20 protein-coding genes are annotated in these 22,019 nt (G+C 39.0%); 19 read left to right on the forward strand and 1 reads right to left on the reverse strand.

The genetic code is table 11. The features are described from left to right. Positions 1 to 69: 69 nt before the first annotated feature. The 19 genes from DNK85_RS00910 (at position 70) to DNK85_RS01000 (ending at position 20,343) form a co-directional block, all read left to right on the forward strand. Positions 70 to 1,131, forward strand: a complete 1,062-nt coding sequence (locus DNK85_RS00910; protein WP_119327705.1) for an aminoglycoside phosphotransferase family protein — start codon at positions 70 to 72, stop codon at positions 1,129 to 1,131. An 11-nt stretch (positions 1,132 to 1,142) separates the two neighbouring features. Continuing rightward, positions 1,143 to 4,610: a DNA polymerase III subunit alpha gene (gene dnaE / locus DNK85_RS00915; RefSeq protein ID WP_119327706.1), complete on the forward strand. Its 3,468-nt coding sequence runs from the start codon at positions 1,143 to 1,145 to the stop codon at positions 4,608 to 4,610. Between the two features lie 156 nt (positions 4,611 to 4,766). Beyond that, positions 4,767 to 5,099 carry a TrbC/VirB2 family type IV secretion system protein gene (locus DNK85_RS00920; protein ID WP_119327707.1) on the forward strand — a complete coding sequence of 111 codons (333 nt, stop codon included), beginning with the start codon at positions 4,767 to 4,769 and terminating at the stop codon, positions 5,097 to 5,099. Between the two features lie 60 nt (positions 5,100 to 5,159). After that, positions 5,160 to 5,414 (forward strand): VirB3 family type IV secretion system protein, encoded by a 255-nt coding sequence (locus DNK85_RS00925; RefSeq protein WP_117002874.1) that lies wholly within the window; start codon positions 5,160 to 5,162, stop codon positions 5,412 to 5,414. A 5-nt stretch (positions 5,415 to 5,419) separates the two neighbouring features. Continuing rightward, positions 5,420 to 7,867, forward strand: a complete 2,448-nt coding sequence (gene trbE, locus DNK85_RS00930) for a conjugal transfer protein TrbE (protein ID WP_119327708.1) — start codon at positions 5,420 to 5,422, stop codon at positions 7,865 to 7,867. Further along, complete coding sequence (locus tag DNK85_RS00935; RefSeq protein WP_119327709.1) at positions 7,857 to 8,480, forward strand: hypothetical protein; 624 nt, start codon at positions 7,857 to 7,859, stop codon at positions 8,478 to 8,480. Before trbE ends, DNK85_RS00935 begins: the two co-directional genes overlap by 11 nt. Continuing rightward, entirely contained in the window at positions 8,481 to 9,164 is a 684-nt protein-coding gene (locus DNK85_RS00940) for a VirB8/TrbF family protein (protein WP_119327710.1), read from the forward strand. It begins immediately after the preceding gene. Continuing rightward, entirely contained in the window at positions 9,161 to 10,189 is a 1,029-nt protein-coding gene (locus tag DNK85_RS00945; protein WP_119327711.1) for a TrbG/VirB9 family P-type conjugative transfer protein, read from the forward strand. The genes DNK85_RS00940 and DNK85_RS00945 overlap by 4 nt, the downstream gene beginning before the upstream one ends. An 18-nt stretch (positions 10,190 to 10,207) precedes the next feature. After that, positions 10,208 to 11,458, forward strand: coding sequence for a TraB/TrbI/VirB10 family type IV secretion system protein (locus DNK85_RS00950; RefSeq protein WP_119327712.1), 1,251 nt, complete (start codon positions 10,208 to 10,210; stop codon positions 11,456 to 11,458). Beyond that, on the forward strand, positions 11,458 to 11,838 hold the full coding sequence (locus DNK85_RS00955; RefSeq protein ID WP_119327713.1) for a hypothetical protein: 381 nt from the start codon (positions 11,458 to 11,460) through the stop codon (positions 11,836 to 11,838). The genes DNK85_RS00950 and DNK85_RS00955 overlap by 1 nt, the downstream gene beginning before the upstream one ends. Positions 11,839 to 11,845: 7 nt before the next feature. Next, on the forward strand, positions 11,846 to 12,979 hold the full coding sequence (locus tag DNK85_RS00960) for a type IV secretion system protein (RefSeq protein ID WP_119327714.1): 1,134 nt from the start codon (positions 11,846 to 11,848) through the stop codon (positions 12,977 to 12,979). 6 nt (positions 12,980 to 12,985) lie between these two features. Further along, positions 12,986 to 13,486, forward strand: a complete 501-nt coding sequence (gene lepB / locus DNK85_RS00965; RefSeq protein ID WP_162896448.1) for a signal peptidase I — start codon at positions 12,986 to 12,988, stop codon at positions 13,484 to 13,486. Then, complete coding sequence (trbB, locus tag DNK85_RS00970; protein WP_119327716.1) at positions 13,483 to 14,433, forward strand: P-type conjugative transfer ATPase TrbB; 951 nt, start codon at positions 13,483 to 13,485, stop codon at positions 14,431 to 14,433. The genes lepB and trbB overlap by 4 nt, the downstream gene beginning before the upstream one ends. A gap of 69 nt (positions 14,434 to 14,502) precedes the next feature. Continuing rightward, positions 14,503 to 15,465, forward strand: a complete 963-nt coding sequence (pilM, locus tag DNK85_RS00975; RefSeq protein ID WP_119327717.1) for a type IV pilus biogenesis protein PilM — start codon at positions 14,503 to 14,505, stop codon at positions 15,463 to 15,465. Then, positions 15,465 to 16,013: a PilN domain-containing protein gene (locus DNK85_RS00980; protein WP_119327718.1), complete on the forward strand. Its 549-nt coding sequence runs from the start codon at positions 15,465 to 15,467 to the stop codon at positions 16,011 to 16,013. Before pilM ends, DNK85_RS00980 begins: the two co-directional genes overlap by 1 nt. Beyond that, positions 16,010 to 16,609, forward strand: a complete 600-nt coding sequence (locus DNK85_RS00985) for a type IV pilus inner membrane component PilO (RefSeq protein WP_119327719.1) — start codon at positions 16,010 to 16,012, stop codon at positions 16,607 to 16,609. The genes DNK85_RS00980 and DNK85_RS00985 overlap by 4 nt, the downstream gene beginning before the upstream one ends. Further along, complete coding sequence (locus tag DNK85_RS00990; RefSeq protein ID WP_119327720.1) at positions 16,610 to 17,146, forward strand: pilus assembly protein PilP; 537 nt, start codon at positions 16,610 to 16,612, stop codon at positions 17,144 to 17,146. Position 17,147: 1 nt separating this feature from the next. Then, the gene (locus DNK85_RS00995) at positions 17,148 to 18,953 is read left to right on the forward strand and encodes a type IV pilus secretin PilQ (protein WP_119327721.1); all 1,806 of its coding nucleotides are present in this window, start codon (positions 17,148 to 17,150) and stop codon (positions 18,951 to 18,953) included. Between the two features lie 61 nt (positions 18,954 to 19,014). After that, positions 19,015 to 20,343 carry a trans-sulfuration enzyme family protein gene (locus tag DNK85_RS01000; protein WP_119327722.1) on the forward strand — a complete coding sequence of 443 codons (1,329 nt, stop codon included), beginning with the start codon at positions 19,015 to 19,017 and terminating at the stop codon, positions 20,341 to 20,343. Here DNK85_RS01000 and DNK85_RS01005 read toward each other — a convergent pair. Beyond that, complete coding sequence (locus DNK85_RS01005) at positions 20,340 to 21,599, reverse strand: MFS transporter (protein ID WP_119327723.1); 1,260 nt, start codon at positions 21,597 to 21,599, stop codon at positions 20,340 to 20,342. The two genes, DNK85_RS01000 and DNK85_RS01005, sit on opposite strands and share 4 nt — an antisense overlap. Between the last annotated feature and the right edge of the window lie 420 nt (positions 21,600 to 22,019).

Here is a 22,019-nt window from a genome sequence, read left to right on the forward strand (position 1 = left end):
TTCTAGGTTTCATCAAACCAAAACTACTGCTATTCTATCGCGTTGTGGTTAGATTTCTAGGAAAAAGTCGTGCAATCTAGGTTTTTACTGATTATTGAATGGTTAAAAACACTATTTCCCAATACAGAGCCAACGTTAGTACCGATTGTTGGTGATGCAAGTTTTCGTCAATATTATCGCGTCAATCTAGAAAATAAAAGCTATGTAGTGATGGATGCTCCTTTGGATCGCGAAAAACCTGATGTCTTTTTTAGAGTTACACGTCTTTTGCGTTACTTCAAGTTATGCACCCCTGAATGCTATGCCTATGATCAGGAAAGTGGTTTTCTATTATTGGATGATTTTGGAGATACTCAACTTTATGATGCTGTGCATACCCAAGGAGATATTAGCCAATATGATTGCGTATTGTCGTTGATTCCAAAATTTTGGCATATTGATAAGGCGCTTTTTCCTAATTATGAAAAAACAAAATTTATCTCTGAGATGGGTGTGATGAAACTATGGTTTTGGCAATGGCTTGGACTTGATGCTGAGACCTTGGAAGCATTAGAAGTACCTTATCATCAACTGCAGGAAATACTTGTGACGAATGTGTTGGAGCAGCCAAGTGTCTTTGTTTTTAGAGATTTCCATAGCAAAAATATAATGTATTTGTCAGATCAGAGTTTAGGATTGATCGATTTTCAAGATGCGGTCAATGGCCCAATTACCTATGACTTAGTGTCGGTATTAAAAGACTGCTATTTAACTTTGCCAAAGCAGTTTATTGATCAAAGTGTGGCGTCATGTTATCACATGGCAAAAGATCATGGCTTGCTAAACCAGGAAATAACCTTGTTTAAGTTTAGACGTTGGTTTGATTTGATGGGACTACAACGTCATTTAAAATGCTTGGGAATTTTCACACGTCAAGACATTCAAAATAAGCGTAACAATTATCTGTGTTATTTGCCGCGGGTGATGCATTATGTTAATGAAGTATTATCTAAATACGAAGAGTTGAAGTTTTTTAATAGCAATTGGCAGCAATTCGTCGTTTCAGCGTATGAATTAAAAATTAAAGCGCTTAAAGATAGGTCAGCGTCTGTTAAATTTGATACCATTACTAACGTATTTGAAAATCAGTAGAGAGTAGGATTATGTCGGCACGTTATGTTCATTTGAAACTGCATAGTGAATACTCGTTGATGGATAGTATTATCCGCATTAAACCATTGCTTGAGGAATGTGTTAAGCGTGAGTTGGCAGCCGTTGCATTAACTGATATGTGTAATATGTTTGCTGCAGTGAAGTTTTATAAGGCTGCACTTGCCAGCGGAATTAAGCCAATATTTGGCAGTGAGATTTGGATTGAGGTCGATGGTGCTAATTATCCATTGACGTTGATTGCGAAGAATAATCAAGGCTATCAAGTCATTGTCGACTTGATTTCACATGCCTATCTTTATGCCAATAGGGTCAATGGTATCCCAGTACTGCCTAAAAGCACACTAGCGAGTTTTGACTTTACGCATGTCTTTGTGTTAAGTGGTGGTGTTAAGGGTGAGATTGCACATGCATTTTTATCACAAAAAGACACTGAGGCAGAGCATGTTTTAAAGGGATATCTTAAAATTATTCCGAAAGAGAATTTTTTTATTGAGCTTCAGCGTTTAGGTTATGACGGCGAAGAGGAATACATCCAAAAGGCTGTTGTGCTAGCGCAACAGCATCAAGTTGCTGTTGTGGCAACCAATGACGTACGTTTCCTAAATGAAGATGATTATTCAGAGCATGAAGTGCGTGTTGGTATTTATCAAGGTTATACCCTTTTAGATCAAACGCGTAAAAGCCAGTATACATCTAAGCAATACTTGCGATCAGCAGTTGAAATGTGTGCGTTGTTTGCGGATATCCCACAAAGTTTGAACAATAGTGTATACATCGCACAAAATGCTAATGTCTCATTCAATCTAGGTGATGCGGTTTTGCCGCGCTTTGATATCCCTGAAGGGATGACGGAGGCTGAGTATTTTGCCGAAGTATCTTTTAAGGGTTTGCAAGAGCGCTTTGACTTTATCCTGATGGGCAAAAAAGATGAGGATAAGCTTGCTATTATCGAAAGCTATAAGGCACGTTTGCAAGTTGAGATCGATGTCATTTGTCAGATGGGGTTTCCGGGATACTTTCTGATCGTTGCTGATTTTATTCAATGGTCAAAAGATCATGATATACCTGTGGGACCAGGGCGGGGTTCAGGCGCTGGATCATTGGTCGCTTATGCACTTAAAATTACTGATATTGACCCTATTCCTTATGGTTTGTTATTTGAGCGTTTTCTAAACCCTGAGCGGGTATCCATGCCTGATTTTGATATTGATTTTTGTATGGATGGTCGTGATCGTGTGATTGAGTATGTCGCACAAAAATATGGTAGTGAGAGTGTCTCCCAAATTATCACTTATGGATCAATGGCGGCAAAAGCAGTGGTGCGTGATGTCGGGCGTGTGCTTGGACAACCTTATGGTTTTGTTGATAGGATTGCTAAATTGATCCCAAACGATCTAGGGATTAAACTTAAAGATGCTTGTGCGCCTGAAACGCCATTACATGATTTGTGCCAACAAGATGAAACGGCGGATGAAATTATTAAGATTGCACTAAAGCTTGAAGGTTTGACGCGCAGCGTTGGTAAACATGCAGCAGGGGTTGTGATATCACCTTCTAAAGTAACAGACTTTTCACCGATATACTGTGAAGAGGGTACTAAGCAATTGGTAACACAGTTTGATAAAAAAGATGTTGAAGAAGTAGGATTAGTCAAGTTTGATTTTTTGGGCTTAAGAAATTTAACAATTATTGATAATGCCTTGAAGATTGTTAATAAACAAAGGCATTTACAAAATGACTCTGAGCTTGATATCGCTTTGATACCGATGACCGATAAAAAAACTTTTCAATTATTGCAAAATGGAGAAACAACTGGTGTTTTTCAGTTAGAGTCTCGCGGTATGAAAGAGCTTATTAAACGTTTAAGGCCGGATTGTTTTGAAGATATTATTGCTTTGGTGGCGTTGTATCGTCCAGGGCCTTTAGGGTCAGGGATGGTGGATGACTTTGTCAATCGTAAGCATGGCAGACAAGAAGTTAGCTACCCGCATCCTGATTTGAAAGAAGTATTAGAAGAAACCTATGGTACGATTTTATATCAAGAACAGGTGATGCAGATTGCGCAAATTCTGGCAAATTACTCGTTGGGAGGTGCTGATTTATTGCGTCGTGCGATGGGCAAAAAAAATCCAGAGGAGATGGCAAAGCAGCGTGAAGCCTTTGAAAAAGGAGCGGCTGAAAATGGTATTGATGCAAAACTTGCAAGCTCAATTTTTGATTTGATGGAAGAGTTTGCGAAGTATGGTTTTAATAAATCACACTCTGCAGCATATGCCTTGATTTCCTATCAGACTGCTTTCTTAAAGGCACATCATCCAGAAGCTTTTATGGCGGCAGTATTATCATCAGATATGGATAATACCGATAAAGTAGTGAGTTTTATTTCTGAGTGTCAAAAGATGCAGTTAAAGCTCATTTTGCCGCATGTTAATGTCAGTGACTATTATTTTACCGTGAATCAAAATACAGAGCTTGTCTATGGTCTTGGTGCGATCAAAGGGGTAGGTTTTGCCGCAATTGAAGGTATTTTAGAGGAACGTCAGCAACGTGGTGCGTTTAAAGATTTATATGATTTTTGCGCACGTGTTGATACACGCAAAGCCAATAAGCGTGTGTGTGAAGCGCTTATCTATGCAGGTGCAATGGATGGCTTTGCTGAAAATAGGCAAACACTTATTGCGACGATTGAGGATGCAATGAAAGTAGCAGAGCAAAAAAGTCAGATGGAGAACAGTGGTCAGCTTGATTTGTTTGGTTTTAGCGAGCCTTGCGCCTCAAATGATACAGTGCGTGATATATCACATATAAGCGTTCCTATCTGGAGCACTAAAGATAAGCTAATTTTTGAAAAATCAGTATTAGGCATGTTTTTATCAGGGCATTTAATAGATGAAGATAAAATTTGGCTTAAACACTTTAACATACAGCCATTAAGTCGTATTACCCCAACAACACGTAAAGAATCAGTCCTACTGGCAGGTGTGGTGGTTGCTATGGTGCAGCGTAAAACAAAGTCTGGTAGGTTAATGGGGGTTTTACAGTTAGATGATGGTTGTGAGCGATTGGAGTTAGTGATTTTCAGTGAGTTATTTGATGCAGTCAAACACCTGATATCCATTGATGAAACAGTCATTGTCGAAGGTGAGGTAAGTATTGATGCGTATAATGATCAATTAAGAATTAATGCACTATCAATTGAGCCTATTGCACAGTATGTTGATAAAAATATTAAGTCATTCAAGTTGTCCTTGCCACAGAGGCAAGTAGCAACAGTGGAGGCCTTGCTCACAGAGCTAATGGCATCATCTAATGACGCTGAGCTTAAAAACATTGAATTGTATATACAGTCTGATGATTACGATGTCACACTTGCTGCTGAAAAAATACTGCTTAATGTTTATCTTCTTGGTGCAAAAGCAGAAATGTTAAGAGAATGTAATGTCCATTTGGCATTGTGATAATGTCTGAAATTGCTATTTATGCATGTGAGTTATACATCGCTTAATCGCATATTTATAGTATTTTGCAGCATCCAATTCTTGATTTGCCGATATATTTGACTAATATAACCTTAAACATTTAGTCAGGAACCCTTTTAAAAGGAGAAATAAAGAATGAAGCATTATCTTGAGTTTTTGAAGCGTACACTGTTTGTATTGTCGATGTTGCCATTAACTATGGCAGTAAGTTTTGCAACAGATACGCAAAATAATGCATTTTCAGCCATGACCGGTCCATTGCAGCAGATTATGGATGTGATTTCAGGTCCTATTGCACAAATGGCAGGTGTGATCTGTATCGTAATTGCGGGGCTTGGTATTGCCTTTGGTGAGGGTGGTAGCGGTGTTAGACGCCTATTTCAAGTGGTGATGGGGCTGGCAATTGCCTTTACTGCGGCAAGCTTGATTTCTGGACTGTTTAACCGTGGGTCAGGTTTAATATTTTAATTTTTGATAGCTTAAAGAATATAGAACTAAATAATCAATCAATAAAAAGGATGCATGACAATGGCGGTTCCTGGGTTTGTGATTAAAATACATAATTCATTGACAACACCACTTTTAACAGCGGGTGTGCCCAGACAGTTTTTTATTTTAAATGGTACTTTGGGGGCTGCTATTGTTCTAGGTATGCAGTCTTGGTATGGTATTCCTATTTTCATAATTATGCATACTGTTGCCGTGTTGATGACCAAGAAAGATCCACAGTTTTTTCAAGTTATGGTGCGTCATGTTAAACAACGAAATTATTATGGTGTATAGCTAATATGTTCAATATCGCAGAGTATAGGAAGAAGCCTGACAGAATAAGTGACTTACTGCCTTGGGCCGTCCTTGTCGATAAAGGCGTGATATTGAATAAAGATGGTTCATTTCAAAAAACATTTGCGTTTAGGGGGCCGGATTTGGAGTCCTCAACACAGTCGCAGCTGGTATCAATTACCGCGCGTCTTAACAATACCTTGAAGCGCTTAGGCTCTGGTTGGGCATTGTATGTCGAGGCACGACGCAAGGCGGCAATGAGCTATCCTTCAGAGAATTATTTTCCAGATCCTGTGAGCTGGTTAATCGATGTTGAGCGTAAAGATCTCTTTGAGCGCAAAGGTGAAAACTACGAAAGCGAGTACTTTTTGACCTTCCAATATTTGCCACAAAAAGAGTCAGTTTCTAAGCTTTCTGGCCTTTTTGTTAAAGAGAAGAAAGGTGATGATGAGCACGATGCAGGTTACAAGAAGCTCATGAATTATTTCTCAGCAACGGTTAACCAGTTGTATGATATCATGCAAGATTACATGTATGAAATTGCAGAACTAAGTGATGAAGAGACATTAAGTTATTTACATAATTGTATTTCAGAACGGTCGCATAAAGTCAATGTGCCGGATAATCCCAGTTACCTAGATGGCGTGTTAGCGGATACACCGTTACTTGGTGGACTTGAACCAAAGCTAGGTCAATACTATTTAAAAACGATTTCTATTTTAGGGTTCCCAACGACATCAGTGCCTGCAATTTTAGATGGCTTAAACCATTTGCCATTGCAATATCGCTGGGTGACACGCTTTTTGCCATTAGATAAAAGCGATGCCGAGAAAGTGCTTAAAAGCTATAAACGTCAGTGGTTTGCGAAGCGCAAAGGTGGGTTGACCATTTTAAAGGAAGTAATGTCAAAAAGCGAAAGTGCAATGGTTGATAGTGCTGCTGTGCAAAAATCTAATGATGCTGATGAAGCACTTTCTGAGCTGTCAGATGATTTAGTGTCGTTTGGTTATTACACGGCAACTGTCACCGTATGGGATACCGAAAAAGATAAAGTCTATGAGAAGCAGCGTGAAGTAGAGCGTGTTGTTAATGGTCTTGGCTTTGTGACTGTATCAGAGACAATTAATTCAGTTGAAGCTTGGTTGTCATCAATTCCAGGGCAAGCTAATGCTAATGTGCGTACACCGCTAATGCACAGCTTGAATTTAGCACATTTATTACCTTTCTCAGCTGTTTGGGCAGGGCCTGAAATTAATGCGCATTTAAAAGCACCGCCTTTGTTATATGCACGTACAGCCGGTAATACCCCATTTAGATTGTCTAACCACATTGGGGATGTGGGCCATCAAATGATCTTAGGTCCAACTGGTGCCGGTAAATCGGTACTCTTAAACGTGATGGCGGCGCAGTTTTTGCGTTATGACAATGCACAAGTTTTTATCTTTGATAAAGGTGGCAGTTTCTTTGCGTTAACGCAGGGTGTTAAAGGGCATTTCTATGAAGTAGGAGATGTTGGTAAAGGAGGGTTGGTCTTCCAGCCATTAGCAGAAATAGATCAAAATACGGAACGTGTTTGGGCACATGACTGGGTGATTGGGCTTTTAGAAAATGAAAAAGTAGAAATCACACCTGAAGTTAAAGAAACAGTTTGGCTTGCGTTAATGAACTTATCTGAAGTGCCCAAAGAGCAGCGTACACTGACAGGTCTTCGTTCTTTCGTGCAAGACCGAGCCTTGAGAATGGCACTTGATTCCTATGTTTTAGGTGGTCCATATGGCGAGATATTAGATTGCGATGAAGAGCATTTTAGCGATGCTAATTGGCAGTGCTTTGAGATGGAACGTTTAATGGCAATGCCAAATATTATTGCACCCGTGTTAGCCTATATTTTTCATATTCTTGAGAAGCGTTTTGATGGTCGGCCTAGTTTGATGATTCTTGATGAGGCATGGTTATTCTTGGATCACCCGGTTTTTGCATCAAAAATTAAAGAGTGGTTAAAAACATTAAGAAAGCTTAACGTATCGGTTATTTTCGCTACACAATCAGTGGATGATGCAGTTAAGTCACCGCTGGTATCAGCACTCAATGAATCGTGTCCGTCACGCATTTTTTTACCCAATGATCGTGCGATGGAGCCAGCAGTTTCACAAGGTTATGAGTCCCTTGGGCTTAACTTAAGGCAAGTTCAAATTTTGGCACATTCGATGCCAAAACGTCAGTATTATTTCCAGTCACATAAAGGCAATTGCTTGTTTGATTTGGGGCTTGGTCCAATCGCATTGGCTTTTTGTGCAGTCAGCCGTCCTGAAGATCGTAAGCATATTAGAGAAATACTTGCACAACATAAGGGCTATGATTATTTCTTAAAAAGTTATCTTCATGGCAGAGGGCTTGATTGGGCATATGAGATTGTCAAGGATCACTATAAAGGGGGGATAGATGCAACCTAGCGGATTTCCTTTTGGCAAAGAAGTGTTGTCATATCGACAAACTGAAGTCATTACTCCTTTTCAGAAGCAAAATCAATTGTTTGATAAACCGATTGGTCAGCTGATTCATAAGGCATATGTTTGGCGTGTTGTCTTTTTTTGTGGTGTGAGCCTTAGCTTTATTTTGTCATTGATTTTAGTGGGTTATTTAAACGCCATTCCTTATAAGATATTGGTTGAACAAGTCACCAGTAAAGGATTTTTAAAATCACCTCCTGAATTTTTAAGTCCTAATTATACCGTCAGTCAAACGGTGTTAGCCGGTTTTATTAAGTCGCTTCTTGTGAATGGTCAAGCTGGTGGTATTTATCATAGCTTCTTGGATGAGGACTCGCAACTTGCTTTAAAACAAGGTGTTTTGGGCATTTCCAAAATTGATCTTGAAGCAGCAACGTTTGATAAGTTTAGGGTGAATGCGCTAAATTTTAGTGGAGAATTGGTGGATAAAAGTGGTAAGGCGATATTAGAAGTCTCTGGGCAGTTTGGTCATCGTCCCCTGACAGCAAAGGAACAAGTAAAGCTTAATCCATTAGGAATCTATATTCAAAATCTAGCAATTGAAAGGTTATTGTAGATGGAAAAAGAAATGCAAAAGGCGCAGAAAGTGCAAAAAACAGACTATCAAAAGGCTTATGAAGAATGGGAGTCACGCATTGGTAGTGCAAAAAAGCAAGCACGTAATTGGATGATGGCAGCAATTGCTATTTTGATCGTTTGCGTTTTGTTATTACTTGCCATTATTATTGAGGCGAATCGTCAGCAAATGTATGTATATGTTGCTGAAGTAAAACCTCAAGAGAGCGTTGTCAATGTTCAAACTGCTTCGCAAAGCTATACGCCTACTGTTGCGCAAAAAATCGCTTTTGTCAGTGACTTTATTAAAAACATTACGGAAATTCCTTTAGACCCTGTGGTTTTGAATCGCCAGTGGCAGTCAGCTCTATTAGCGGTTTCCGGTAGAGCAGAAGATCAGCTAAAGCAAGTCTATCAGGCGATTAATCCGCTTAAACTAATCGGTGATAAAACAATTACTACGGTGGTCACAAATGCCAATGAAGCAAGTAATAATAGCTTTGAGGTGACATTCCAGTCAACGACATATAACAAAGATGGTGGTGTAGAAAGTGTCAAAACATATAGTGGGATATTTACCTTCTCACCCAGTACGCCACCGAAGACATTAAATCAGATGGTAATTAATCCACTGGGTTTAAAAATAGGTTTCTTCTCATTTAGCGAAAAAGGATCAAGTCAATGAAATTAAATAAAATTAGCTGTTTATTACCACTTACTGCAATTGCAATAGCAGGCTGTGCAACAAGTAGTTATCAAGGTGACATTGACTCGGGTAAATTTGTGCAAGCAAAGCCTGCAGACGCTGGGACTAAAGTGGTGCGTGAATACATTCCAGTACCGATGCCAGGTCAGCTTCGTCCTGTGCCAAATAGCAAAGCTGATAAGGCCGTACAGAAACCGGCTCTAACCAAAGAAGCAGCGGTTGCTGAAGCGAATAAAGACGCACAGCAATTCCCAGATCAAAGTGACTTTTTCAATGCGATGATGACCTATGGCTATATGCCCGGGGCAATGTATACGATCTATACGGCGCCTTTAAATATTACCGATGTGGTATTTGAGCCAGGTGAGAAGATTATATCACAAGCTGCTGGTGATACCCTTCGCTGGCAGATTGCTTCAACCTATAGTGGTGAAGGTAAAGATTTACGTTGGCATATTTTGATCAAACCACAAAAGTCAGATTTGACAAATTCAATGATTATTACCACCAATAAGCGTACTTATCATTTGATCTTAAAATCGGTAGATCCAGATCAGGCGATGGTATCGGTTAAATGGCAATATCCAAGTTCGATGGTGCAAGGATTTAATGGGGGTAATTTAGGTGATATGAATGCCGCTGCTGGTGATAGCAAGTTGTTACCACCACCACAGCAAAACGCAGGGCTTGATTTAAGTTTATCCAACATGAGTTTCAACTATAATTGGAGTATGTTAAAAGGTGAGACACCGAAATGGTATCCAGAGCAGATATTTAGTTCAGGTCATCAGACATTTATTAAGTTCCCGCATGAGGTAGTGGTAAGTAATGCTACCATGCCAGTACCATTTGTTCAGTCAAATGATGGTGAATATGGTACGGCAAACTTTAACTGGCGGATGAAAGGTGACTATATGGTGATTGATACGGTTATTAAGAACGCCTATCTGAAAGCAGGCACCAAAGAGTCGGGTGAAACAGTTGTTGAGATTTCACAAAAGTAAGCATAATCAAGGGTTATTATGGCTAAGAAAGAACAAGATAAACTGGGATTAAGGGCATCACCGCCAAAATCGTCAGAGCTAAACAAAAAGCTAATCACTGTTGTTGGTGGTGGTTTGCTTTTAATTATTATTGTGGCATTTATTTTTTCGATTAATGCGCCCAAAAAAAGCTCAACGAGCATGAATAGCTCTAATCTTAGTGCGAACTCTTCAGGCACTAGCCTTAAAGTCTCTAATGAGTTATCTAGTTATAAAGATGCACAAGCGATTCGTAAGCGGTTAGGAATGGATCAACCTGTTAAAATGGTACAGCAAGAAAATCCTGAACTTCAGCGTATGATTAATCAACAGCGTTCACAATTGCAAGAGTTACAAACACAAATTAATAGTTTAAAAAATCAACCAAGAAGTCCACAAAAGTCAGCAGAGCCAACTTACTCTCCCATGGATCGCGAAGCAATGAATGCGCCGATTTTCTTTGGTGGTGGCGCACCACGACCAATCCCACAAGATAGTCAGAATCAAGACAAAACGAAACAAGACGGTCAACAGGCTGCCAAAACACCAGAAGAGCAGCGTGAAAATTTTATGAAAGGTGGTTTAACGGCAAAAGATATTACTAATGAAAACACCATTCAAAAGCCTATTTCAGATAATGTAATCATGGCAGGTAACTCTATTCCAGCGATTTTGCAGACAAAGATTGTATCTGACTTGCCAGGTACCATTGTCGCGCGTGTTTCTAAAGATGTTTATGATACTCTAACCGGTACGGTTCTTTTAATTCCAAGAGGGAGCTCGCTGATTGGTCAATATAATTCAAGTACTGTTTATGGAGACACGAGTGTTCAAGTGAAATTTATTCGTTTGATTCGCCCAGATGGTACATCGATCATCTTGCCAAACCAGCAAGGCATGGATGGTTCAGGTGTCTCTGGTCTTGCTGATGAAGTGGATAATCACTGGGGGCAGTTAATCGGTGCAGCAGCGTTGTCAACAGTCTTTAATGTACCAGCAGTAGCAGCACAGGTAGCGACACAATCTAACGCAACAGTGTGTGATGCTAATGGTAACTGTACAGCGAACTATGGTAATGTGGCACAGAACTCTGTGTTGCAAAGTCTTGGTCAAACAGCATCACAGGTTGGTGGTAAGATCACCGATCGTGCGATGAATTTAAAGCCAACGATTACAATTAACTCCGGTAAAGAGTTTTCAGTGTTAGTCACTAAAGATACTTATTTGCCACCATACGGGCAGAGTGAATAATGCGTATTTTATGTATTTTATTGATGGTTATAGGTTTATATGCCCATGCAGTGGCTGATATATCATCGAACAACAGTAATAATTATAATAATAACCCCTATGGTTCCAATGATGATAACAATACAACAAATAACAATACAGCAAGTAGCACCAACCAAGGAAATCAACAATTGTTGCAGGAGATGAATAAGAAAACATCTAAAGGGTTAAAAGTATTTGATAAGTTGTTACAAGATGACGGTCAATCAAAACAAGACTTTTTTGCTGATGTTGGCAAAAACCCAACGGCAGATCAGTTTGAAGGTGGTGATGGCAGTGGTGGGCCCGTTGAAAATCCATTTGCAAAAATTTTAGGTGGCAAGTCACAAGGTAACCAGTAGGTAAGGTATGGCAGATGTAACAAGTGTCTTAGGAACACAGCTGCTTGATAAAATCCAATTTGGTTTTATTGAGCAAATCAATGCAAAATTTAGTGCATTGCAAGGCTCAGCATTAACGCTTTTGGCAATTGTCGCTAGTCTTGAGCTTGTGATTTTTGGACTTGTTTGGGTTATTAAACAAGATGAAGGTATTGGTAATCTTATCGTTAAGATTATTAAAATTGGTTTGTTTTTTACCATTGTCAAATACTTCCCTGAATTGCTGCAAATGATTTTGGCAACTTTTATTAAGGTCGGATATATCGTTGCACCTGAGAAATCCCAAGCATTACTGTATAGTCCAGGTAAGCTGTGGGGAATTGGTTTTAAAGCTGGTGTGTCAATGCTTAAGATCTCTGTGCAATACGGTACCTTTAATATGGGGCTGTCAATGCTTTATTTGGTGTTGGGCATGGGGCTTTTGCTTATTTTTGCCGCTATTGGTGCGCAAATCATTATTTCAGTCGTGTTGTTTTATTTCGTATCAGTATTGTCTTTGATTGTTGTGCCATTGGGTGTGTTTAAACCCATACAGGATTTATTTTATAAGTCGATACAACATTTACTGCGTGCAGGGGTGAGATTACTTGCTGTGATTTTTATTTTAGGGGTAGCATTTACTTTATTCCAAAGCTTAAAAATTACAGCAATTAGTGATTCCACTAGCCTTGAAAAGCCATTAGCATTATTTTTTACATCTTTTATCCTGTTAATCTTGATTTATACTTTACCTAATTATCTTGCTAAAGCAGTTGGCAAACCAGGGGGCAATATCTTCGAGAATATGTCTTCTCCGGCGGCTGCACACGTCGTGGTTAATCAGCCGCCACAGTCTACTTCAGTATCTGTCTCACCAGTGGGTGCTGCTTCTTCCATGCATGGGGTAGCAGGATCAAGTACTGCAATGGGCGGATCAATGCAATCAGGAGCTACTGTTGTTACAGGAAGTAGTGTTGTAGGTGGAGGTAGTACAAATGTGAATGTCTCAACAACTGTGCAAGGAGGAGTGATAGGTGGGAAGAAGCAAGATAAGGTTTCTGATGCTTCCAATATCAATAAGAGTATTTCAGACAGTACGATTCGTAAAATAAAAGAAGATTAATAAGGAGTGGCAAGGCTTTCATTTTTATATAAAATGCTGACTATTTTGGCTGTGGTTTATGTTCTGTTATGGCTATTAAAAACCCTACATATTGGATTTATTCAACAATTAACGCCAAGCATGCCTGAGGGTTGGTATTTTACTTATCCCCAGCTAGATTACCACAAAGGGGATAGTGTGGTGTTTATACCCAATCAGCAAACAGAGAATTATATCTTAGCAAGAAAATGGTTACCAAAAGGCATTCCACTGTTAAAAGAAATAGTGGGCGTTGCAGGAGATTCTTTATGCATAAAGAATCAAAATGTCTATATTAATGGACAGTGGATTGGTAAGGTCTATAAAACAGATGGTCAAGGCAATATACTACCGATGTTTAGATTTTGTGGGACAATACCCAAAGATAGTTACTTTATGCAAGGTGTTGCTAATCCGCATTCATTTGATAGTCGTTACTACGGATTGGTGAATAAGGCGCAGATTATGAGTAAGGCAGTAAAATTATGATACAAAGAGTATTGATTGAAGAAAGACAGTTGAATATGTTGAAAACTGCGTTTGGCAGAGAGGTAATGGAGTATCTGTATGACGAGAAAATCATTGAAATCATGCTAAATCCAGATGGGCGTTTGCATTATGAGCGCATTGGGGAGGGTAAAGTGGCAACGGATATTTATATTCCGGCAGAGCAAAGTGAAAACATCGTCAAGCTTGTTGCGTCTTTTAAAAACCATGTTGCTAATGATGAGCACCCTGAAGTATCGGCAGAGCTACCTTTCCAAGGGGCACGTTTTCAAGGGTGGTTGCCTCCTGTGGTTAATCGTGCATGTTTCTCTATTCGTAGACGCGCTATTGCTATTTTCACCTTAGATCAATACGTTGAGCAAGGCGCTTTAACACAGGAGCAGGCAGAAGGTCTAAGGCGTGCAGTTATTGAGCGTAAAAATATCGTTGTTGTTGGTGGAACGGGTTCTGGTAAAACGACTTTTTGTAATGCTTTATTGGCAGAATTACAAGGTAGTCAAGATCGCATTTTGGTCATTGAGGATTTGCCCGAACTTCAAGTGGAAGTTGATGACTTGGTTACCATGACAACAACGACATCGGTAACGATGCGTGATTTGGTCAAAGGCTCTCTACGAATGCGCCCAGATCGCATCGTAATTGGTGAGGTCAGAGATGGTTCAGCCCTTGATTTACTAAAAGCTTGGAATACAGGGCATCCTGGCGGGGTGTGCACGATTCATGCCAATAGCGTTGCGTCATCCCCTTATCGTTTTGAGGACTTAATTCAAGAGGTGGTAGTTACAGTACCTAGAACGCTTATTTTGCAGGCGATTGACCTGATTGTATTTATTGCGCGTGATAAAACAGGAAAGCGCAAAATTACAGATCTGGTTGAGTTATCGGGCTATGAAAATGGTAAATATCTCTTAAAACCATACAAAATATAGTATTGACGCTGTTTTTTGCCTTAAGCTTGGCTATACTGTCAGAAATTGAAGTTAAAAGGACGAATAAGCATGCCGCTTTCTTATATGATGACACGCTTGAAAAGCAAAGGATTGGTCGCTGTTGATTGGTCTGATTATTTTTTGCGTATTGTTGTATTAAGAAAAAAGACACAAGGCTATGAATTGGTCGCCGCTGATAGCGCAGAACTAGAGCATGGTATGATTGAAAATGGACAAATCGTTGATTTTGCTGGAGTTGCAGAGAGTTTGCTTGAGCTTTTAAAGCGTCATAAGATTAAGCATAAGCAAGCGGCTTTTGTTGTCAATGGTGCGAATATTATCAGCAAACGCTTGCGTTTTGATGAGGAGCTGACTGAAGCACAAATTCATGACGAAATCGTGTTAGATTTTAATAAACATGTATCCTATCCACCGGAAGAAACATTTTATGATTTTGAAGTGCAAACAAAAGAAGAAGAGGCTAATACGCGTAAACAGGAAGTATTGTTTATCGCAGCGCATAAAGATCAAATTGCACAATATGAGCAGTTAGCTAAAATCTGTCGTTTGCGTCTTGAGGTGATTGATATAGATAACTATGTGTTGCAACGTTTTGTTGAGATCTTCTACCCAGAAGAAAAACAAGACTGTTGGGCATTGATTTGTTTGAATTTCAAACGTTTCAAATTACATATTCTCGATGAAAATCAAATTTATTTTTCTGAGCAAAAAACTATTTCAGCGGGCTTAAGTGAAGCGGAGTATTTAAATGCTGTAAATGCTTGGCTTATGCGTAACATGCAAATGTTTGAAGTTTCTAACCGTGGTAAAAAGCCGCAAAAAATTGTGTTGTATGGTGATCATGTTGAGATTGATAATATCATTGTAAGCTTTAAGGAAATGATGCAATTGGATGTGACTATATTGGACCCGTTTACCCAATTAAATAATGCGCAGGTGGCACTAGATATTAAACATAAAGCATCATACCTATTAACCATTGCTTTGGCAACACGGCCGGAGGTTAACTGATGCATAACTTTAACCTTTTACCATGGCGTGAAATGCGTCAGAAGAGGCACTTAAAATCTCTGGCACTTGATTTTGGGTTTGTGGTGCTTGTTGGTGTGATCATCACTTTTATCTGGCTTGTTATTGCATCAGAAGGTTTATCTAATCAGTATGAACGTAATGAGTATTTGCGCATACAAAATATCAACTTTTTAAAAACTAATGCGGAGTTGATTAAGCTTGAAAAAGAAAAGCTAGAGCTAATCCGTAAGATTGAGCTTTTAAATAATTTAGAAAAAGAACGTCAGAAAGTATTAGGTGTATGGTTTGGATTGTCACAAACCTTGCCGGATACGGCCTATTTAATTAGTATTGAGAAGAATAAAAATGAACTGATGTTAGAAGGCCGTGCTGAGAATAGTAAATCAGTAGCGCAATTTATGCGCGCTTTGGAAGATTCACCAGAGTTTGATCGACCAACTTTATCGAATATCAGCTTAATTGGCAAACCTGGTTTTGGTGCTGAGAATGCCTTCAAAATAAGCGTTAAGCAGGAGGAGCCAAAATGAAAAAAAAGCTCATTTTGCTATTGGATAAACTCAGTATACAACCTTTATGGTTGAAGTTGATTATATCGGTTATTGTATTGCTTTTAGTTGTGCTACTAGGTTATTCAACGGTTGTTAGTATGCGTTATCAGGAAAGGACAAATGCTTTTGCCTTGGAGGGGCAATATAAAAATGAGCTAATTAAAAATATCGCACGCAGTAAGTCTTTACCTGTTTTACAGCAACAAGTCGAAATCTTGCAAAATAAATTCAATGCATCATTACAAGCGTTACCAACGGATAGTGAACTACCGCAATTAATTGAGCAGTTATCCGATTTGGCATTTCAAAATGGTTTACGTGTGAAAGTGCTAAACCCACAGCCTTTGGACTATAAGGACAATTATGCTGTCCTTAATATTCAATTAGCATGTGATGGCACGTTTGAACAACTATCTCATTTTGTTAATAAGCTTGAAACGTTACCACGGATTATTTTGATTGAAAATTATCGCATTGTTCCTTATAACACCGTCAGTGAAAATGGTATTTTGCAGATGAGTATGAATTTACAAACCTTTAGCCTAAAAGCAAAACCGGGCAAGGAAGGTGTGTAGATGTTAGTCCGTGCTTTATTGGTTATTGTTGTTTTTGGCGTATCAAACTTGGTCTTAGCAGTGCCAAAAGATCTTGCACTTTTCGTTGAGAAGGCCAATGCGCAAACACCAGCAGATAAAGTGGCTCCTTTGCCTGAGCTTAAGATGATTAAAACACAAGCTATGAATACAAAAGGATTGCGTAACCCTTTTGATACTCCAGCAAAGCTTAGGGTCAAAGAGACGCCAACACAAATAGTTGATCATAAGCAATATGAACCAGATTTGGCGCGACGTAAGACACCATTGGAGAGAATTCCATTAGAAAACCTTAAATTTTCAGGTGTTATTGAGCAAAGTGGGCATTTTTGGGCTATTATAACCAATGTAAAAAATCAACATGCGAATATTGTTCAGGTTGGTGATTATATTGGTCGCGATTATGGACGAGTTGATAAAATTACGGCAAAGTATGTGGAGATTGATGAAAGGAAGAAAGGGAAAGAGGGGCAATGGCTCAAAGTAAACACCGTATTAAAGTTAGATCAGGCGGAATAACATGTTATTGAAGGCAAATGTCTTAAGGTTAACTGCATATGTGTTAGCATGTGTGATAGCGGTACCCATTGCGGCAGATACGTTGCACTTTGGTAAAGTGACGCTCGATGTGGATATGGCATATTACTTGGAGAATGCTGCTAAAATTTCTGCCGCACCTAAGACGAATGTTTCTAGAAACTTGTTGACAGCGAATGACAAAAAACCAGTTGTTGAGAAGAATGTACTAACATCAATTAAAGAAGCTAGTAAAGTTAATTTAAATAGTTCACATGCGCATGTGGATGACATTCGCTATCAACGTTCATTGAATAATGGCGGTGTATTAAAACTGCTTTGGAAAAAGCAACCGCAATATGTCGAGTTCTCAGAGCATAAAAATGCATTATTGATTACCTTGAAAAACACCCGTATTGCTGACTATTGGCTGCATAATATCGATACGACAATTTTTAATACGATTGTAAACTCGATTGATCTATCACAAGAGGGTAATGACTTGGTTGTCGTTATCCATACGGCAGTGCCATTTAACTTCACGCGTAAGACAACTGATAAGATGCTTGAGGTTGATTTAACCAACCAGCAGACAGAGGTTGATGGTTTTAATGTAAATAAGAAAATATCTTTGAAATTCCAAGATGTTTCTGTGCGCTCTTTACTACAAACGATGGCGCAGTTTGCTGGTCTTAATCTTGTTGTCAGTGAAGGGGTTGATGGTAATGTTTCATTAAATTTAAATCAAGTACCTTGGGAAGAGGCTTTGAATATTATTCTTGTCTCAAAAGGACTTGGAAAGCGTTTGCTGGGTAATATCCTGTATATCGCACCCAATGCAGAAATCGCAGCACAAGATCAAGAAGCGGCAGCAGCTCAGAAAGCTAATCAAGCAGCTGCACCACTTGTTACCGAGTATATCCATCTTAACTATGCTAAGGCAGAAGATGTGATGAAAGTAATTGAAGCGGGTAAAACTGGGTTTTTATCGTTACGTGGATCGATTGCTACGGATGAGCGCACCAATACCATTGTTATCACAGATACCAAAGATTATATTAATTCCGTGCGTGCGATGATTGAAAGTTTGGATGAGCCGGTGGATCAAGTATTAATTGAGGCGCGTATTGTTGAAGTATCAAGAAAATCGGCATTTGATTTAGGACTTGGTTATACTGCTAAAAATAGCTCAGGCAGCACAATTAGTATTTTGCCTAATTACTTAAATCCAACGGACAGTAAACCTGGATCAACGAATGCAACATTGGCATTTAGTGGCTTGTTTGGTGGAATTGATTTAAGTTTGGAATTATCAGCGCTTGAAACTGAAGGTGATGCTAAGATTGTTTCCTCTCCTCATTTGGTTGTTGCTGAAAATACAGAAGCTTATATTAAACAGGGTAAAGAGATCCCTTATAATGAGAGTAGTGCTTCAGGGGCTGCAAGTATTGCTTTTAAAGAAGCAGTACTTGAGCTTAAGGTGAAGCCACAAGTTGCACCTAATGGCCATGTGGTGTTGGATGTTACCGTGAAAAAAGATGCGCCTTCTACCGATGGTACAGTAGGTTCCACCGGAGAGCCTGCATTAGATAAGCGTGAGATCGAAACAAAATTGATGGTCAAAAATGGTCAGACAGTTGTCTTGGGTGGCATTTATGAAAAAACGGTTGAGCATTCAAAAAGCAAGGTTCCTTTTTTAGGTGATATTCCATTACTGGGTTGGTTATTCAGTAGCGTTAGTAATAGCACTGAAAATAAAGAATTATTGATTTTTATCACACCAAAGATCATTAAAAGGGAGACGCTTTAATAGTATATGTAGCCATCATAATCATTTTGTGGTGGGTATAAACATATAAGGAGGTTGCTTTGTGGATAGGGATAAAATAACTGCGCTTATTGAAGCACGCGAGAAAGCCTATAAGGCAATTTCAACTAAGTCATTTGATACCATTGCCACGCATGGCGTATATGATTTGCATGAAGCAATATTAAATCAAGGTGCGATCATTGAGCCAGTTTATATGACTACTGCACAAGCATTTGCCAACGCTGATGAATTGCAAAAAGCACTAGCGTATGAAATTCCAAGCTGGGTGTATTCTCGTATTCATAATCCAAGTGTATATTATTTGGAGTCAACATTAGCCTTACTGGAATCTTATCAAACATCACAAAAAGCTTCTTGTTGTGTGATGAGCTCAGGCATGGCGGCTATTACTGCAGTGGTGGATATGTTACTGGCAAATACAACAAAGGCCAATTTTGTCGTGTGTTCGCAAGTATACGGTGGAACATTTCAGCAGTTTAATGTAAGGCAATTTGAAAAGGGTCGCAAGGTTCGCTGGGTGTCAGCATTTGCTACACTTGATGTGTGGCAGGCAGCGATTGATAAAGAGACTCGTTTTATCTACATTGAAATTCCATCAAATCCAGGTTTGACAATTTGTGATATTAAAGCTCTGGCAAATCTCGCACAAAATTATAATATTCCATTAATTGTTGATGCAACTTTGGCAACCCCAGCTTTATGTCGGCCTTTACAATATGGTGCTGATATTGTGATTCATTCACTTTCAAAAATTATGAGCGCCTCAGGGATGGTGATAGGGGGAGCCATTATTAGTCGAGCAAATATGCGTGGATCTTATTTGGCTGATGAGGTGAGAGTGGATTTTGCATCGTATCTCAAGCTATTACCAAATCGTGATAATGGTGCGTGCTTATCAGCGATGAGTGCCTTTCTCACTTTGTCTGAGCTTCGCACGTTACGTATGCGTGTTGATCAGTTGTCACAAACAGCGTATACGGTGGCAAAGTTCTTAAACGAGCATAAAATGGTTGAAGAGGTCATTTATCCCGGGCTGAAAAGTCATCCACAACATGATTTAGCACAATCTCTTTTCACTTTAGTTGACTCAGATGACATGGTAAAGCGCTACGGACACTTAATATCCTTTTTAGTTAAAGGTGATTTGAGGCAAACCAAAGCGGTGTTAAGTCGCTTACATATGATTTTTAGAGCAACGGACTTAGGACGTATTAAATCGGTTGCAACAATTCCTGCGATATCAACGCATCAACAGCAAGGAGAAGCTGGGCGTGATATTGCAAATATTTCAATAAACCTTATTCGTTTAAGTATAGGTGGCGAGCATCCACAGGATATTATTGATGATCTTGCGCAAGCGCTAAGCTAATAGACAGTAATTGGATATCTTAATTGCTTTTTTAGATGTTTAATATGTCCAATGAGTAATAGCCCGATACCACCAAGAAAGAGTAAACACATAATCAGAATGCTCAAACCGTAAACTGGGTGAACGTGGACAAGTGACAATGCAACAAGAGGGGCTGCACCACTTATGCCATTGCCAATACTATAGGAAAGTGCGCAACCGGTTGTTTGCCACTGACTGTCGAAAGCTTCAGCAAACAGTGGGGAAATAGCGCCTTGAATTGCTGCCATCAGTAAAGTCAAAATGGTAATTGCTAAAAATACCCATGCTGGAGATTTTGTTTGAATTAAATAAATCAATGGAATGGTTAAAAGAAAAAACAAGATTGCAGCAATATAAAAAAGACGTTTGGCACCAATTCTATCGGCATGCTGCCCAAAGATAGGATAACAAATACAGGCTAATACTAATGTAAGACTATTGGTTAGAAAAGCTGTCTGTTCTGAGATATTAAGCTCAGTAATTTGATAATTCACCAGATAAGTAAAGACAATATAATAAAGAGAAGCAGCCATGGTTGTTAGAAGACTGACGGCAATTACTGCTTTATATTGGCTAACAAGCCATATGAAAACATTTTGTCGTGCTTTTTTATTCTTGTTGGTATTTGGGTAGTTTTCATTACGATTAAGATAAAGATAGATCAGAAATAAAACACCACTTAAGGCAAAAGGAATACGCCAAATCCACTGTGTGTCATGATGTGAAAAAATGCTTGAAGCAAAAAAACCAACGATGGATGCAAGAAGAAAGCCCAGTGATGAGATGGAGAACACCATGCCAACTGCAAAGCCTTTGTCACTATGGTGATCTTTTACGGATAGTGAGATAAGTCCAGGGAATTGTCCGCCAACGGATAAGCCTTGAATGATGCGCAGTATAATTAATAATACCGGCGCCCAAATGCCAATCATCTGATAGTCGGGTAAGAGTGCAACCAAAAAGGTAGAAATTCCCATTGCAATAACACAGAAATTAATCATAACTTTAGGGTGATAGTAATCACTTAGCCAGCCAATTAAGAATCCACCTAGGGGGCGGACAAGCGAGCCAAGGAAAAATGTCGTAAAGGTTAATAACAAGCTCACATAAGGATCATGACTTGGGAAAAAATCTTTGGCTATATAAATAGCAAAGTAAATATATAAAGAGAAATCATACCACTCAATAATATTGCCAAAGGAAAGACGGGCGAAGCTAACAAGTGATTTTTTCATCGTGAAATATAAGGTTTTTAGTATCCGGTTCTTTTCAAGGGTGTCATAGATTGAGAGTAAAACCAAGGTAATATTAGGAATAAATCTATCTAAGATACGCTAAAGATCATTTGATAAGATCGTAAATCAATCAATGCCATGGCTTTTCGGGTCGCGTTTCAACCAAAAATCAATAAAAAAGAGAAAAAGGATAAAAAGATGAAAAAAGGGGTTGCGGGGTGGGAATTGGTGTGTATAATGGCACCTCGTTCTCAGCGAGAATGTTCGCGAGAATGCCTTGGTAGCAAGGTTTTGAAGATGTTTAAAGAGATATAAAATGTAGATACTTAAATACTTTGAGCAAAAATTTTTGCGGGTTGTTAGTTCTTGTTTTTTGGCAGGAATTAATGATCTAAGGATTTAAACTGAAGAGTTTGATCC

Source organism: Cysteiniphilum halobium (assembly GCF_003574425.1).
In the GTDB taxonomy this organism is placed as follows: Bacteria; Pseudomonadota; Gammaproteobacteria; order Francisellales; family Francisellaceae; genus Caedibacter; species Caedibacter halobius.

Excerpts from the sequence above, each read along its gene's own strand:
- dnaE (WP_119327706.1), top strand. The coding sequence starts at position 1,143 with ATGTCGGCACGTTATGTTCATTTGAAACTGCATAGTGAATACTCGTTG.
- DNK85_RS00920 (WP_119327707.1), top strand. The coding sequence starts at position 4,767 with ATGAAGCATTATCTTGAGTTTTTGAAGCGTACACTGTTTGTATTGTCG.
- DNK85_RS00925 (WP_117002874.1), top strand. The coding sequence starts at position 5,160 with ATGGCGGTTCCTGGGTTTGTGATTAAAATACATAATTCATTGACAACA.
- trbE (WP_119327708.1), top strand. The coding sequence starts at position 5,420 with ATGTTCAATATCGCAGAGTATAGGAAGAAGCCTGACAGAATAAGTGAC.
- DNK85_RS00935 (WP_119327709.1), top strand. The coding sequence starts at position 7,857 with ATGCAACCTAGCGGATTTCCTTTTGGCAAAGAAGTGTTGTCATATCGA.
- DNK85_RS00940 (WP_119327710.1), top strand. The coding sequence starts at position 8,481 with ATGGAAAAAGAAATGCAAAAGGCGCAGAAAGTGCAAAAAACAGACTAT.
- DNK85_RS00945 (WP_119327711.1), top strand. The coding sequence starts at position 9,161 with ATGAAATTAAATAAAATTAGCTGTTTATTACCACTTACTGCAATTGCA.
- DNK85_RS00950 (WP_119327712.1), top strand. The coding sequence starts at position 10,208 with ATGGCTAAGAAAGAACAAGATAAACTGGGATTAAGGGCATCACCGCCA.
- DNK85_RS00955 (WP_119327713.1), top strand. The coding sequence starts at position 11,458 with ATGCGTATTTTATGTATTTTATTGATGGTTATAGGTTTATATGCCCAT.
- DNK85_RS00960 (WP_119327714.1), top strand. The coding sequence starts at position 11,846 with ATGGCAGATGTAACAAGTGTCTTAGGAACACAGCTGCTTGATAAAATC.
- trbB (WP_119327716.1), top strand. The coding sequence starts at position 13,483 with ATGATACAAAGAGTATTGATTGAAGAAAGACAGTTGAATATGTTGAAA.
- pilM (WP_119327717.1), top strand. The coding sequence starts at position 14,503 with ATGCCGCTTTCTTATATGATGACACGCTTGAAAAGCAAAGGATTGGTC.
- DNK85_RS00980 (WP_119327718.1), top strand. The coding sequence starts at position 15,465 with ATGCATAACTTTAACCTTTTACCATGGCGTGAAATGCGTCAGAAGAGG.
- DNK85_RS00985 (WP_119327719.1), top strand. The coding sequence starts at position 16,010 with ATGAAAAAAAAGCTCATTTTGCTATTGGATAAACTCAGTATACAACCT.
- DNK85_RS00990 (WP_119327720.1), top strand. The coding sequence starts at position 16,610 with ATGTTAGTCCGTGCTTTATTGGTTATTGTTGTTTTTGGCGTATCAAAC.
- DNK85_RS00995 (WP_119327721.1), top strand. The coding sequence starts at position 17,148 with ATGTTATTGAAGGCAAATGTCTTAAGGTTAACTGCATATGTGTTAGCA.
- DNK85_RS01005 (WP_119327723.1), bottom strand. The coding sequence starts at position 21,599 with ATGAAAAAATCACTTGTTAGCTTCGCCCGTCTTTCCTTTGGCAATATT.